The organism is Methanothermobacter sp. KEPCO 2 (genome assembly GCF_041228365.1).
GTDB lineage: Archaea > Methanobacteriota > Methanobacteria > Methanobacteriales > Methanothermobacteraceae > Methanothermobacter > Methanothermobacter marburgensis.
The window spans coordinates 786587-800677 of record NZ_CP166185.1 but is presented as its reverse complement, the minus strand read 5'-3'; the positions used below and the strand labels follow the sequence as shown (position 1 = coordinate 800677).

Genomic DNA, 14091 nt, shown 5'->3' with positions numbered 1-14091 from the left:
ATGTGTCTCTAATAATATTAAGGGCTGATAGCAGAGATAAGATCCTGAATGCCCTTGCGGATCTTGAAAGACATGCTGGCCTGAGGGTAAGGGGCAGGCCCCGAATAATGAAACATGAAATCGCAGATAAAATGGCAGCATCCATACTTGGAGGTAACCTCAGGACCAGATCCAGGGTTGCAGCTGCAGTTGAGGTTGAGGAGGGTGATACAGAGACCATAATGGCTGTGAGGAGGATACATCCACCGGCCCACATAATTGTTGTGAGCAGCGAATATGATGAATATGAGGACCTCAGGGAAATGTTCGGCACTCTGAAGGTCCTCAAGGGTTATTATTCATATAAAAAGAGGTGAGTGTCCACAGGGGGAATCATTCAACCCCTTTTTATTCTTGCTATATCACCTATGGTTGCTCCGCGGAACCCTCCAACCTCAATCCTTTCCTCTTCACCGGCCTCGAATTTCTCCAGGATCTTTATTTTAAGGAGCTTCTCGAGTTTCCTTGCAAGTTTGATGTCGGGTTCCATTCTCTCAGATTCAATCCTGTTTATGACTGAGACCTTCTCATTGATTCTCTCTGCGAGATCCTCCCTTGACCATCCCCGGGACTCTCTCTCAGCCCTTATGATCTCACCGTAACCCTCAACAACCTCATATAGGGTTTCCATTGGCCTCCTTGACCTCTTAGGGGCTCTCCTAACACCCGCCTTGGTGGGTCTTGGTCTGGAAGGTTCCCTGATGATTTTACCGAACTTAGAGCATTCTCTGCATACATCCATCACTGAACTGTCGATTTTGGTCTTCACAGGTTTTCCAACAATCTTTTTGCCGCAAATCTCGCATCTCATGAAGATCCCTTTTTATTTTATACTAGTTTTATCTCACCCCAATATTTAAATATTACTAGAAACAAGATAGTATACAACAAAATTTAAATAGGAGTGTTCTAAAATCATGGAAAATAACTCCCAGAATGTATTAAAAAAGATTGAGGACCTCAAAAAAGAAATTAGAATGCTTAAAGAGGAGAATTCCAAGACAAAAAGGAATCTGATGTGGAAGATCAGAAAACTTGAGAAGGATAAACTTTTAATTGAAAATGAAAAGACAAGGCTTGACAGGGAGGTTAAATCTCTCCGTGGTGAGATTGAAAGATTCAGAACCCCGCCACTGGTCATAGCCACCATCACAGAGGTTCTTGATGATCACAGGGTCGCAGTTAAGAGCAGCACAGGCCCTCACTTCGTAATAAACTATTCAAGATTCATTGATAAGAAGCAGCTGGAGCCAGGTGCCAGGGTTGCACTCAACCAGCAGACATTCAGCATAGTCGACGTGCTTCCATCAGAGAAGGATCCCGTGGTAACGGGTATGGAAGTTGAAGAAAAACCTGACGTCTCCTACGAGCAGATAGGCGGCCTCGAGGAACAGGTACGTGAGGTCAAGGAGACAGTGGAATTACCACTTAAAAAACCTGAACTATTTGAAAAGATAGGTATAGAACCACCAAAGGGTGTACTGCTCTATGGACCCCCGGGTACAGGTAAAACACTCCTTGCAAAGGCAGTTGCACATGAAACCAACGCAACCTTCATAAAGATAGTTGCATCAGAGTTCGTCAGAAAGTACATAGGTGAGGGTGCAAGGCTGGTGAGGGGAGTCTTTGAACTGGCCAAGGAGAAGGCCCCCAGCATAATATTCATAGATGAAATTGACGCTGTGGCAGCCAAGAGACTCAAGAGTTCAACAAGCGGTGACAGGGAAGTTCAGAGGACACTAATGCAGCTCCTTGCAGAGCTTGATGGTTTTGAATCCAGGGGTAACGTTGGTATAGTCGCTGCAACCAACAGGCCAGACATCCTGGATCCTGCACTCCTCAGGCCTGGAAGATTTGACAGGTTCATTGAGGTTCCACTGCCAAATGAGGACGGCAGGAGGGAGATACTCAAGATACACACATCTGGAATGGCCCTTGCAGAGGAGGTTGACATTGAACTCCTTGCAAGGATCACAGACGGCGCATCCGGCGCGGACCTCAAGGCGATATGTACAGAGGCAGGTATGTTCGCCATAAGGGAGGAACGTGATGAGGTCACGATGAATGACTTCATGGACGCCGTTGATAAGATAATGGGTGTCGAGAAGGAAGAGGAATACAAGCAGGAAACCGGCGTAATGTTCGGTTAAATGCACTGCAGCCTGTGATGAACCCTATGAGCTCTGAATAGGTGATGAATGATGGGCGATCTGAGGCTGTAACCTTTATCTTTTTCTATCAATTAGCTGATTATCAGTTAGATTTATTTCTGGGGTCAGAAAGTACTTTTTTTAGTTTTTAGGATAGATTGGACTTCATTGGTTTATTTATAGGGTCTAAAAGTACGTTTTTTAGTTTTAGGATGCTAAGTTAGACTTCTTCCCAGAGGTCTGAGAGCACGGCTTTTCTATCAGTCATTACGAGTTTTGGTATCTTTCCCACCGTGCCCGCATGCTCACCCACAACAACCATGACCCCCCTGAAGTGCTCACGAAAGTCATCAGCCCTCTCAAGCGCGCTCTCAACAGAGGATCTATCATCGGGGCCATCCGCACTGTTGGCTATTGATGTTGCAAGTGCATCTGCGGTACTGGCCTCAGATGCGAATACGGTCACGGAGTCGGCCCTCCCAAAGCTTATGGAGTGACCCACTGTACCCGAGGACGTGCATATACCCCTGGGGGCACCCGGCTTCAGGAGAAAACCCACTCTCCCTGAAAGTGGTGATGAACCTGCATAAAGCCCCACGGTAACCTTACGGTTGTTCACGAGGGCAATGTCCCCACCATTGTCCACTATACTGCACCTTGAGCCGAAGCCCATGAGGTGCATGAGGGAGAGCTGGGCTATTGTTCCTGCCACAGCCGCCATGGGTCCCACCTCTGCCTTCCTTGAGGCACGGGACATCATCCTCACTATCAGGGGCCCCTCCTTCACATGGATGGGTTCAAGGGATGTTAAAAACTCATGATTTCTTCGAATGTGATCTATGAGTTTCATTCTCTCCCCCAAAATAAAACCAGCAAGTCCATGATCCCTGATGTCAGTTCTGAGTTTTATATGGGTTTCCCCGATGTTTATATTCTCTGCTGTCATCTAATCAGCGCCCCTGATGCATGATTAATCCTTGAAGTTCTGTTCTGAATCAACCATTAGATATAAAAACACATGCAAACAATTAATGTACATTGAAGTTAACTCCTTTTAATCACTATGTAAGTTCACTGTGATAACATGTTTGGCAGGGAGAGATTATATCCGGGTGAAAGGGTTCTATATGAGACGGGGCCACGGTTCATCCTCAACTCGAAGTCATCCATCATAAAAATCCTGTTCCTTGCACTCATCATATACATCTTTCCAGCAGCGGTTAAATTTGCAGGGGACCTTGATAATGTCCTCATAGTGAGGTACGGTTTCACGGTTGCAGAAAAGGTAGTCTGGATTTTAACTGCGGTTTTTATCCTACTGGTGCTCAGTGTGCTCTGGGATGTGATCTCCTGGAGGAGCAGGCGCTACATAATCACCGACCACAGGGTTATAGTTGAGAGTGGAGTTTTAAGGAAGAGGAGGTTCTACATAAACCACAGCAAGATAGTGGACGTATCCTTCTCACAGGGGCTCATGGAGAGGCTCCTGGACTCTGCGGATATAAAGATTCATGGCGGCCACGAGGATACCCACATAATCCTTGAGGATGCCCCATCCCCGGCCAGGATCGAGTACCACATTAACAGGTTCACCGGGGAAAGGGCAGTGGATGAGGCAGAGGAGATACTAAGGGAACTCTCATTAGAAAGACGTGAAGGACGGGGATTTGCAGACCCACAATTCTGGGAGGATACAGGCGAAAATGATGAAAACACTCTTAAAGAATCCTACAGTGAAGAGGAAGGTGGTGAAGAGTCCATAATGGAGAGACATTCACGGAAATTTAAGAGGTTCAGAGAGGAGGGCAGGGATGACTGACTACGATGTAATCATTATGGGCGCCGGTCCCGCAGGTTCAACACTCGCAAGGCTCACTGCCAGGAGGGGATTCACTGTGGGGGTCCTTGACAGGAAAAAAATAATAGGGATTCCCCTACAGTGCGCAGGACTTATATCCCACAGAATAACTGAGGCAAATGTGCTCCCAGATGATTTTATACTGAACAGTGTAAGGGGTGCGGTGCTGCATTCACCATCAGGCATAAAACTCAGGGTTTCCAAGAAGAGGCCCGAGGCCCATGTGATTGACAGGACAGCCTATGACAGGTACCTCGCAGACCTTGCAGGCGAAGCAGGGGCTGAGATAAGAACAGGGACAGCCGTCAGGGACTTCAGTGAGGCCACCGGCGAGGTGGAGGTGAATGGAGGAACTCTTAAGGCCACTGTGCTGGTGGATGCAAGGGGGCAGGTCGCTGTCTGCAACAAGTACCCGGCAAGGCAGGTCCTGGTGAGGTTCAGGGACCAGGAAATGGACACAGACTTTGTTGACCTCAGGGTCGACTCACATCTATCACCTGGTTTCCTCTGGAGAATACCCCTTGATGAGAGAACAGCCCGTGTGGGTGCATTCGGACCCCAGAAAAATCTTAAGGACCTTATTAAGGGTTTCATTTCAGACCTCAGCACAGATTTCAGGATCATGGAGAGTTACCATGGATTCATCCCGCAACCCAACCCTGATGCGGAACTTGTAAGGGGAAGATGCATCAGGATAGGTGATGCCGCAGGACAGGTAAAACCCACAACAGGTGGAGGCATAGTTCTGGCGTCTAGGGCGGCCCACGTGGCAGCAGAGACCATACAGATGGCACTTGAGGAGGATATTGGGCTACTTGAGAACTACCAGGAAGCCTGCAGGAAGCTCTATATGGGTGAGATGAAGAACCAGATGAGGGTGCAGAGGACCTTCAGGATACTGTCTGATGAGGACCTCGACCATATCTTCCTCAAGATGAAGGAGTACGGTGCAGAGGAGATAATATCGAGGTACGGGGACATGGACATACAGACACCACTCATAAGGGAATTCCTTAAGAGGGGCCTGCTCTTCAGGATAATACCATCCATCCTCTCAAGGAAGGTGGGCAGAATATGGAAATAATGGTTATACTCTCACAGGAACACCCTGAACTCCCATCTGCTGAACTTAGATCTGTTCTGAGGTCAGAGGGTGTAGAATTCAGTTTAATTGAGGATGGAAGGGGATATGTGATTCTGGATGCTCCATCATTAACATGGAAAATCCTTAAGGGGAGGCTTGCATACGCCCATGAAATCTGCAGGGTCATCGGATACTCCACCACCGATGAGATTGAAGGGACAGCAGAGAAAATAGACTGGAAGAGTCATGTTAAGGGCAGTTTTGCGGTAAGGATAAAGAAGCTCAGGGGTGAGGTTGACGCCAGGGAACTTGAGAGAGGTCTCGGGGCCATCATAAAGGGTAAAACAGGTGCAGAGGTTGACCTTGGGAATCCCTGGACCCTTGTAAGGCCAGTCCTCATTGATGACAGGTTCATCCTCACACTGCGCCTTGCAGGGATAAGCAAGGATCACTTCAACGAGGCCAAACCCCACAGAAGACCCTTCTTCTATCCTGGCTCAATGAGCCCTAAACTTGCAAGATGCATGGTGAACCTTGCGGGTGTGAGGTCCGGCGACGGACTCCTCGACCCCTTCTGTGGTACAGGGGGTATACTCATAGAGGCCGGCCTCATGGGTGTGAGGGTGATCGGTGCCGATATAGACTGGAGGATGGTAGAGGGCACACGGAAAAACCTCCAGCACTATGGTATAACGGATTTTGAGGTTATAAGGTCAGATGCCAGGGATCTGAGGCTTGATGAAAGGGTGAATGCAATAGTTACAGATCCACCATACGGTATATCAGCATCAACTGCTGGCGAGAAGAGTGAAAAACTCTACAGGGAGTTTCTGGATTCAGCATACTCAAATCTTACAGAGGATGGGGTGATATGCATGGCAGCACCCCACTACCTTGACCTTGAGGGACTCATTGATGATAGGTTCAGAGTAAGAGAAAAATACTCCATGAGGATGCACAGGAGTCTCACAAGGGTTATAAGAGTGATTGAAACTGTGTAAAGATATTAATGGGGTCCCCATTCACCAGACAGTGATTGGATAACTTCGTTACACCGGTGCCCCTGTACATAACTGAACACTTAACCATATATAAGTGTCGGGACTAAAATCTAAATAACTATTTTCTGAACACCTGAAAGAGGGATTAATTTGCAGGTTAGAGTACTTGACACCACACTGAGGGATGGAGAACAGACACCAGGGGTTTCCCTTACCCCTGAGGAGAAACTCAGGATAGCACTCAAAATCGATGATCTGGGTGCTGACATCATCGAGGCTGGCTCAGCAATCACATCAGAGGGTGAAAGGGAAGGTATCAGAAAAATCACATCAGAGGGTCTGAATGCTGAGATCTGCAGCTTTGCAAGGGCTGTCAGGGATGACATAGATGCCGCACTCTCCTGCAACGTTGACAGCGTGCACCTTGTTGTACCCACCTCTGACCTGCACCTTGAACACAAGCTCAGAAAAACAAGGGAGGAGGTCCTTGAACAGGCGGTGGACTGCACAGAGTACGCAGTTGACCACGGGCTCCTGGTTGAACTCTCAGCAGAGGACTCAACACGCAGCGACATGGAATTCCTCAAAAGGGTATTCAGTGAGGGTATAGATGCAGGGGCAGAGAGGATATGCGCCTGTGACACGGTGGGAATGCTCACACCTGAACGCTCCTATGAATTCTACGGCGAACTCTCTGAACTCGGGGCTCCACTGAGCGTCCACTGCCACAACGACTTCGGACTGGCAGTTGCAAACTCCCTGGCCGGTTTAAGGGCAGGAGCATCTGAGGTCCACGCAACCATCAATGGCATAGGTGAACGTGCAGGTAACGCAGCCCTTGAGGAGGTGGTGGTTGCACTCAAATCCCTCTATAATGTTGATACAAACATCAACATCGAGATGCTCTATGAGACCTCCAGGATGGTTGCCAGGATGACCGGGGTATACCTGCAGCCAAACAAGGCAATAGTCGGTGAAAACGCCTTCGCCCATGAATCAGGAATACATGCAGATGGCGTCCTCAAGAAGGCGGAAACCTATGAACCCATAACACCCGAGATGGTTGGCCACAGGAGAAGGTTCGTCATGGGCAAACACATAGGAACCCATGCCCTCAGACAGAGACTTGATGAACTTGGAATGAAGGTTGATGAGGATAAACTGATGGAGATATTCAGGAGGGTCAAGTCACTGGGTGATATGGGTAAATGCGTCACCGACGTGGACCTCCAGGCCATAGCAGAGGACGTTCTGGGGGTCATGGAGGACAAGGTTGTTGACCTTGAGGAGGTCACCATAGTCTCAGGTAACAGGGTGACGCCCACAGCATCAGTCAAACTTAAGGTGGACGGTAATGAGGTCCTTGAGGCAGGTATAGGGGTTGGTCCAGTTGACGCTGCCATAGTTGCCATAAAGAAGAGCCTTGAGGACTTTGCAGACATCACCCTTGAGGAGTACCATGTGGACGCCATAACCGGGGGTACAGATGCCCTCATCGATGTTGTTATAAAACTGAGGCACGGTGACAGGATAATAAGCGCCAGGAGCACCCAGCCTGACATCATAATGGCCAGTGTGGAGGCCTTCCTAAGCGGTGTTAACAGGCTCCTTGCAAATGAGGCATCTGAGGATCAGAAGGGTGGTTAGGTGAATATAGATATTAGGGGATACCGTGGAACCGTCGAAGACCTGGATGAACTCCTGAATGAGATAAAGGGGTTTCCATGCACACTCCAGCTTATTGATGCCAGGGCCGTTGCAGGGAGTGACCATGCCCTCCATGGTGCACTCCACGCCCTCAGGGCCTTTGAGAGGGGTCAGAATATCTCCAGTGACCCTGGAATTGAGATATGCCTCCGTATTGCAGGTACCAGGCAGATAAGCAAGGCCCTTGAACTTTTAGGTCTCAGGGAGGGTGAAATGGAGATCTGCGCTATCCTTGTTGACTGTGGCACCGACGCCCGTGAATTCCTTGATTCCCGGTTCCAGAGGGATGATGGTGTCCTTGAACCTGATGAGGATTATCTCAGAAACCTCTATGACCTTGGAGAGGAAGTAAAAACGGTTGGAGTAGAGAACGCGCTTATGGAAAGGACTACGATGCTCCAGGTTTTATAGTGGTATGGGAGGATAATTCACATTATAACTGAGGAGATGATCTCCGCCATCATCTCAAGGTTCTCGTGGGTGAGGCATCCCACATCCAGGTTCTTAACCTCCACTGCAACCGCACTCTCAAGTGTCCTGTCGGGGGAGGGGCATGCTGTGAAGATGCTCCTACCATCTGCGGTTATAAGTTTCTTTAGAGTCTTGACATCCTCTCTGGGGGTACTTGAGGGGACTATAACATTTATACCTCTTTTTTCAGGGTGGAATGCCCCCTCAAGTTTTTCTTTGAGGTAACTGCATGCCCTGAGGGTCTCTGTGAGATTCCTCTTGGCGACATCAAGTTCGGCGGCAACAGCAGCCCTCACATATGGGTCCGCCTTGAGGGCAGACAGTAGCATGTCCTGCTGTGCAAACTCTGGAATGGAGGTTGAGATGAACCCGCCGCCACCCGCATTAACGGTTTTTGGGGAGCCAGTGGATGCGATTATAATGTGGCTGTATTTACCATTGCAGAGCCTTCCAAGGGGGTCGGAGACGCTTCCGGATGCGTCCTCAACCAAGATTGCATCGTGGGATCTGCAGATATCTGAGAGTTCAGCGATGGGCTGCTCAGCTGTATAACCAGCGAAGCTCGTGACAAAAAGTGCCCTGGCACCTGTATCTTCAAGGCGTGATTCCAGGACATCAGGGTCAATGAGCCCCCTTTCCGTCTTGACCGTGAAAACTTCCCTGCCAAGGATCTCAGGTATCCTCTTAAAGCCCCGCCATCCACCCTCGTCGGGTACGAGGATCGGGCCATCAAGGCGGGATACTGTGAGGAGGATCGTGGCATTTCCGCTGCTAAGGATCCTCACGTATCTGTGCCCTGTGATCTTTCGGATTTTCTTTTCAGGGTCCGGTATTTCCCCGTAAAGGGCGGCGTGGCAGACGGCTCTTTTTGTCTCGGGGGATGGTTCTCTGAATTTGAGTCTCAGGAGGGCACTATCCTCTCTCATCTCTGTCTTTTCTTCTGAATTCATGGTCTCACCTGAAGAATGAGTCCAGGGTTGTCTGCCTTGAAGAACTGATATCCCGCAGCAGGTTGCTCCTTCTTCTGAATGCATCAAGTCCAAGTTTCAGTTTGCTGTCCATGAATTCAAGGGCCTCTTTAAGGCTGTTGAACTCATGGGGCTTCACATTCATGGCGTTTTTAACGTTCTCCCTGACATTGAATACACCCAGGGGCACGTAACCCGGATAGGCCTCCCTGAGTATGATGGTCCCCGCCTGTTTCTCTTCCCTGTCCAAGGCCTCGAGGACAGCCATCCTGGCGCTGTAGTAGCAGCCACCAACCCTTGAGTACTCCCTCTTACCCTTCAGTGTTTCATGGTCTGAGAATATCATTGCACGGCCGTCACGCTTTATAAAGGCCTCCATCCATTCATACTGCCACTCCGAGGGCGTGAGGAGTATGAGGTATCTGTTTTTGAGACTTTCAAATTCATGGACCCTGTAGGTGTCCAGGATATCATATTCAAGGACCCTCCTGTGGAAGTGGTCCGCAAGGGTGCTGTCGCAGGCTGTTATTGACCACCTTGTGGGGACCAGCCTCCTTTTCCTGGCATCACCAAGCGCACCCACCGAGAGGGCCTTCTGGATGGCAGAGAATGGGGTTCCCTTCCGGTGGAGTTCTACTATCGCCTCACCTGCCTTGAGGTCCGTGTCGTAGTGGGCCCTTTCAAGTTCACGGTCCCATTTAACGTTCTCTATCTCGAAGTTTTCAAGGACTGCGCTGGGGCCGTGGGGTGTCTGTTCCTCACTGAAAAAGAGGCCCCTCGGTTTTTTTCTGAACTGGGCCTCGCTTTCAATGGCCCCTGATGAGAGTGATATTTCCTGAAGTTTCTCCACGAGCTGGTTATCAAGGTCCCTGACTCCCACAAGCTGCTTGCCCCTTATGAGGTTGAGGCGGTAGTCTATGATTTCCTCCTGTGTTTTACTCTCGGGTATCCATCTCTCAGGGGAGTCAAATATCTCGACCTCACCCTGCATGGGGGCTATCATGGGTCCGGCGTAGACCTTGGGGTAGTTCCAGCTCCCTATGAAAACCGATGGAGGTGTGGCCCCCTCAAGCTCCTCTCCCACCTCTATAGACCTCATTTTGAGGTCCCTGGTGAGCCTCTGGAGGAAGGCGTACTTTGACCTTATCATAAGTAATGTTCTGTTAAAGCATTATATATGTGAACTGTATCTGTTTTTTTGAATGAAATGATGTGACCATCTACACTGATCCGAAGAAAAGGCATGTTAAGTGGTTACTGCTAGTTGGAATGGCCCTGATTTTTGGAATTAGGTGTTTATAGCACCACATTAGTAATATTAATAATTTATATTTTATGATATAAAGTAATAACTCTGAATTTATATAATATTAAAATGAATTATATTATGAAAATTGATGGAGGTGAATTTATTGAAAAAATTTTTCTACCTGCTGCTTCTTGCCAGTATGATTGCAGTGTTTACAGGGACGTCCTTTGCCGATAACTATGTGGGTGGAAAACCTCTAGAGACAATTCAGAATGACACAGTCACAGGCGATCTTCTGGTGGATTCCTACTATGGTTTCAATGCAACCGATGAGAAGAATGTCACATACACATTCAACTACACGGTTCCCCAGCGGGCCAGCATCAAAAATGCAACACTGTATGTGCTTGTATATATGGGGAGCATGCAGGCAGCAAGGCAAACATACATCAATGTAACCTACAATGGACAGCTACTGGACAGCCAGTCACTTTATGACACATACAATTACACCATCAACGGCGGAAACAACAACACATGGCTTCTGGGTGAAGGACATGACAGCGACCCCTACCTCATGTTAAATGACCATACAATGCGTGTTACAAGCGATTACCTTCTCTGGTATGATGTAAAGTCACAAACTGGCACAACCAACTGGGCTAATGTATGCACCACTGGTTCCTTTGATGGTCGTATAAAGCTCATAACCCTCATTGTGGCCTATGACATGCCAGGGAGTTCAACATTAACGCGTTACTGGGTTAATGTGGGACACGACGTAAGCAGCTACAATGATGATTCCTATACTGGCGAAACCCAGTTCAATGGATCTTTTAACGGAAATGTTCAGAGCGCCACACTCATGGTGGTTCATGCGGCAAGTCAGGACGGTTTATACACGTACAACAACCAGAACCTTCAGAATGGTACATACGAGAGGAGAGGGTCTTACAGCGGATATGAATTATGGGATATAAAGGATCTTTACAGCAGGGTGGGATCAAACAGCTTCACATACCGCAGGTCAACAGGGAATTATTACAAGGTCATAATGGCAGTTCAGAAGGTGAAAACAGCACCCGATCTTAAGGTTACAGGTGTGAGTTATAACCCATCTAACGCAGCAGGGCACCAGGAACTCTTTGCCAATGAACCAAACACAATTCGGGTTACAGTACTCAATAATGGAACCGTTGCAGTGGGTCAGTTCAAGGTAAAATTGACCATAGGGGACTACACCCGCACAAAAACGGTGGAGGGTTTAAGTGCGGGTTCCAGTACAAATGTAACATTTGATGACTTCACACCACCAGTAGCAGGGGTTGTAACAGTTAACATCAATGTTGATTGTGACAGTGAGGTGGATGAGGTCAATGAAACCAACAACATTTATGAGGCAACAAGGACCGTCTACTACAACGGTTATAAGGGTAAGAGATACACTGGAGGAGATGATATAAATACATGCCTCATGGTTGACGGCAGATTGGGATTGATTTATTCAACAGGCAATTCAACATACCGTGGAAGCGGCTCAGGGGCATGGCAGAACCCATATATCGTTACATGGACTCCTGAAAACCTTGTAATACCAGTGGGGGCCACTGTCAAGGCGGCAATTTTATACCAGGCATACACATGGAATACAGTTGGGGGAGTACCTGATTTTACTGCAACATTCAATGGGGCAAACATAACTCCAGCGGCACATTACAATGACACCAAGGGCTATGGATCATATAACTATCCCAGTGGGCTGTTTGTATACAATGTAACAGATCATCTCAGGATAAATGAGAACAATACACTCGTACTTACAGGTGGAATCAGCACCACGACTGCTCTCTATGGCTCGTATCTCCTTGTAATTTATGAACATGCAACAGAAAACTTCAAGAGAATCTGGATAAATGACGGGACAGACCTGCTTTACAGTATGCCGACATATGGCGTGAATAACACCGAAGCAACAGCGTATGCAAACTTCAACAATATAAACAGCGGTGCAATGAAGAACGCCACAGCTATTATCCTAACCGCATCTGCAAACGAAGACAATAAGAGTAAGCTATACTTCAATAGCATGGAATACACTGGCTTCTGGGCAGATTATCTTGCGGGACCCCAGCTTGGATTCAGTGTATACAACGTCACCGGGGCGATTCAGGATGGTGCAAACACAGCAAGAATACAGAGCTACAACAATGGAAGTAATGGTGACAACCTCGTGGCAATTGGGGCAATCCTTGTTCTTGAATACCAGCCACCTGTAGCCAGTTTCACGGCCAACGCAACAGAGGGAGTAACTCCTATTCACGTTCAGTTCCAGGACACCTCAACATGGGCAACGGAATGGCTGTGGGACTTTGGTGATGGAACAAACAGTACAGAGCAGAACCCGCTTCACACATACACAGTCCCTGGAAAATACACGGTGAAACTCACAGTGAAAGGCCCAGGAGGGGAGGATACAACCACAAGACCTCAGTACATAACCGCACTCAGACCTGCTGATATCACCGCAACTAACCTTACTGTTACACCTGCAAGTGGTGTTTCGCCTCTGAATGTAACTGTGAGGGTTAATCTTACAAATAGTGGTGAGGTGGCCGGTAACTACACAGCTGAGCTTAAAGTGAATGGTGCAGTGGTTGATACTCAGGTGGTTACTGTCTCTGCTGGTTCAACGGTACCTGTGACCTTCAACAGGGTTTTACCAGCTGGAAACTACAATGTTACGGTGGGTAACCTTACGGCTCAGGCTGTGAGTGTCCTCAGACCTGCTAATGTGACAGTGGCTAACTTTACTGTTACACCTGCAAGTGGTGTTTCGCCTCTGAATGTAACTGTGAGGGTTAATCTTACAAATAGTGGTGATGTAGCTGGGAACTACACAGCTGTGCTCTACATCAATGGAATTCCCAGAACCAACCAGACAGTGACCGTTGCACCCGGCTCAACAGTAGCAGTGACATTCAGGGTTGCACTAACGGCTGGAACTCATACTTTGAGATTGGATAACCTCTCACAGGTAACTTTAAGGGCACTAACACCTCTCAGGGTTGTTTCAATTGATCCTAGAAACAATGCTGCGGGTGTTTCAAGAATAAAGGCCATAGTTATAAAATTCAACCAGAACATAGCGGCAGGAACAGCCTACAGGTCAATAACTGTCAGGACATCCAGCGGAAGGCTGAAATATATCAGAAAGAGAATCAGTGGTAACAGGCTCATTATAACCCCTGTTGGAAGCTGGAACAGACGCACGAGGTACATAATCACGGTTCCAGGAAACTCACTGAAAACAGGTACCGGTGTTGCACTTGCCTCACAATTCAGATCAAGTTTCAGGACGAGATGATGAGACCGTGACATAATAACCTTTTTTTATTTATTTTGATTCAGTTGCAATTCCTCTCTGAAGCATCCATTTTAACATTACCAAAATATGTATTACTAATTTTCAATCATAAAAATCTTTGGTATTAATTCTAAAAATATTTTTAAGTGATTAACTCCATAGGTTAAGTAACAGACAGTCGAGAATTAAGTGAAGGTGAA

General features: G+C 47.8%; 12 protein-coding genes. 8 read left to right on the top strand and 4 right to left on the bottom strand.

From position 1 onward, the window contains the following. Nucleotides 1-2: 2 nt before the first annotated feature. The gene (locus tag AB9H23_RS04210) at nt 3-356 is read left to right on the top strand and encodes a DUF356 domain-containing protein (RefSeq protein ID WP_013295942.1); all 354 of its coding nucleotides are present in this window, start codon (nt 3-5) and stop codon (nt 354-356) included. 20 nt (nt 357-376) lie between these two features. On the opposite strand, the gene AB9H23_RS04205 is transcribed toward AB9H23_RS04210, so the two are convergent. Then, nucleotides 377-850: a multiprotein bridging factor aMBF1 gene (locus AB9H23_RS04205; RefSeq protein WP_013295941.1), complete on the bottom strand. Its 474-nt coding sequence runs from the start codon at nt 848-850 to the stop codon at nt 377-379. A gap of 106 nt (nt 851-956) precedes the next feature. Here AB9H23_RS04205 and AB9H23_RS04200 point away from each other — a divergent pair, with 106 nt between their 5' ends. After that, complete coding sequence (locus AB9H23_RS04200) at nt 957-2189, top strand: proteasome-activating nucleotidase (protein ID WP_013295940.1); 1233 nt, start codon at nt 957-959, stop codon at nt 2187-2189. Nucleotides 2190-2409: 220 nt separating this feature from the next. On the opposite strand, the gene AB9H23_RS04195 is transcribed toward AB9H23_RS04200, so the two are convergent. Next, nucleotides 2410-3135, bottom strand: coding sequence for a UPF0280 family protein (locus tag AB9H23_RS04195; protein ID WP_370005763.1), 726 nt, complete (start codon nt 3133-3135; stop codon nt 2410-2412). Nucleotides 3136-3273: 138 nt separating this feature from the next. Here AB9H23_RS04195 and AB9H23_RS04190 point away from each other — a divergent pair, with 138 nt between their 5' ends. The 5 genes from AB9H23_RS04190 to cgi121 all read left to right on the top strand — a co-directional run bounded on the left by AB9H23_RS04190 (nt 3274) and on the right by cgi121 (nt 8250). Continuing rightward, entirely contained in the window at nt 3274-4008 is a 735-nt protein-coding gene (locus AB9H23_RS04190; protein ID WP_370005760.1) for a PH domain-containing protein, read from the top strand. Further along, on the top strand, nt 4001-5131 hold the full coding sequence (locus AB9H23_RS04185; RefSeq protein ID WP_370005758.1) for a geranylgeranyl reductase family protein: 1131 nt from the start codon (nt 4001-4003) through the stop codon (nt 5129-5131). The genes AB9H23_RS04190 and AB9H23_RS04185 overlap by 8 nt, the downstream gene beginning before the upstream one ends. Beyond that, nucleotides 5122-6132: a TIGR01177 family methyltransferase gene (locus tag AB9H23_RS04180; RefSeq protein WP_370005756.1), complete on the top strand. Its 1011-nt coding sequence runs from the start codon at nt 5122-5124 to the stop codon at nt 6130-6132. Before AB9H23_RS04185 ends, AB9H23_RS04180 begins: the two co-directional genes overlap by 10 nt. A gap of 150 nt (nt 6133-6282) precedes the next feature. Further along, nucleotides 6283-7779 (top strand): 2-isopropylmalate synthase, encoded by a 1497-nt coding sequence (locus tag AB9H23_RS04175; RefSeq protein WP_370005754.1) that lies wholly within the window; start codon nt 6283-6285, stop codon nt 7777-7779. Continuing rightward, nucleotides 7780-8250: a KEOPS complex subunit Cgi121 gene (cgi121, locus tag AB9H23_RS04170; RefSeq protein ID WP_370005751.1), complete on the top strand. Its 471-nt coding sequence runs from the start codon at nt 7780-7782 to the stop codon at nt 8248-8250. A 17-nt stretch (nt 8251-8267) separates the two neighbouring features. Here cgi121 and AB9H23_RS04165 read toward each other — a convergent pair whose 3' ends face one another. Together AB9H23_RS04165 and AB9H23_RS04160 are read right to left on the bottom strand one after the other, a co-directional pair. Continuing rightward, nucleotides 8268-9260, bottom strand: a complete 993-nt coding sequence (locus tag AB9H23_RS04165) for a DegT/DnrJ/EryC1/StrS family aminotransferase (protein WP_370005748.1) — start codon at nt 9258-9260, stop codon at nt 8268-8270. Nucleotides 9261-9264: 4 nt separating this feature from the next. Next, a complete protein-coding gene (locus AB9H23_RS04160; protein ID WP_370005745.1) occupies nt 9265-10428 on the bottom strand; it encodes a hypothetical protein in 1164 nt (387 codons plus the stop codon). Between the two features lie 262 nt (nt 10429-10690). Here AB9H23_RS04160 and AB9H23_RS04155 point away from each other — a divergent pair, with 262 nt between their 5' ends. After that, a complete protein-coding gene (locus AB9H23_RS04155; protein ID WP_370005742.1) occupies nt 10691-13891 on the top strand; it encodes a DUF3344 domain-containing protein in 3201 nt (1066 codons plus the stop codon). Nucleotides 13892-14091 lie beyond the last annotated feature (200 nt).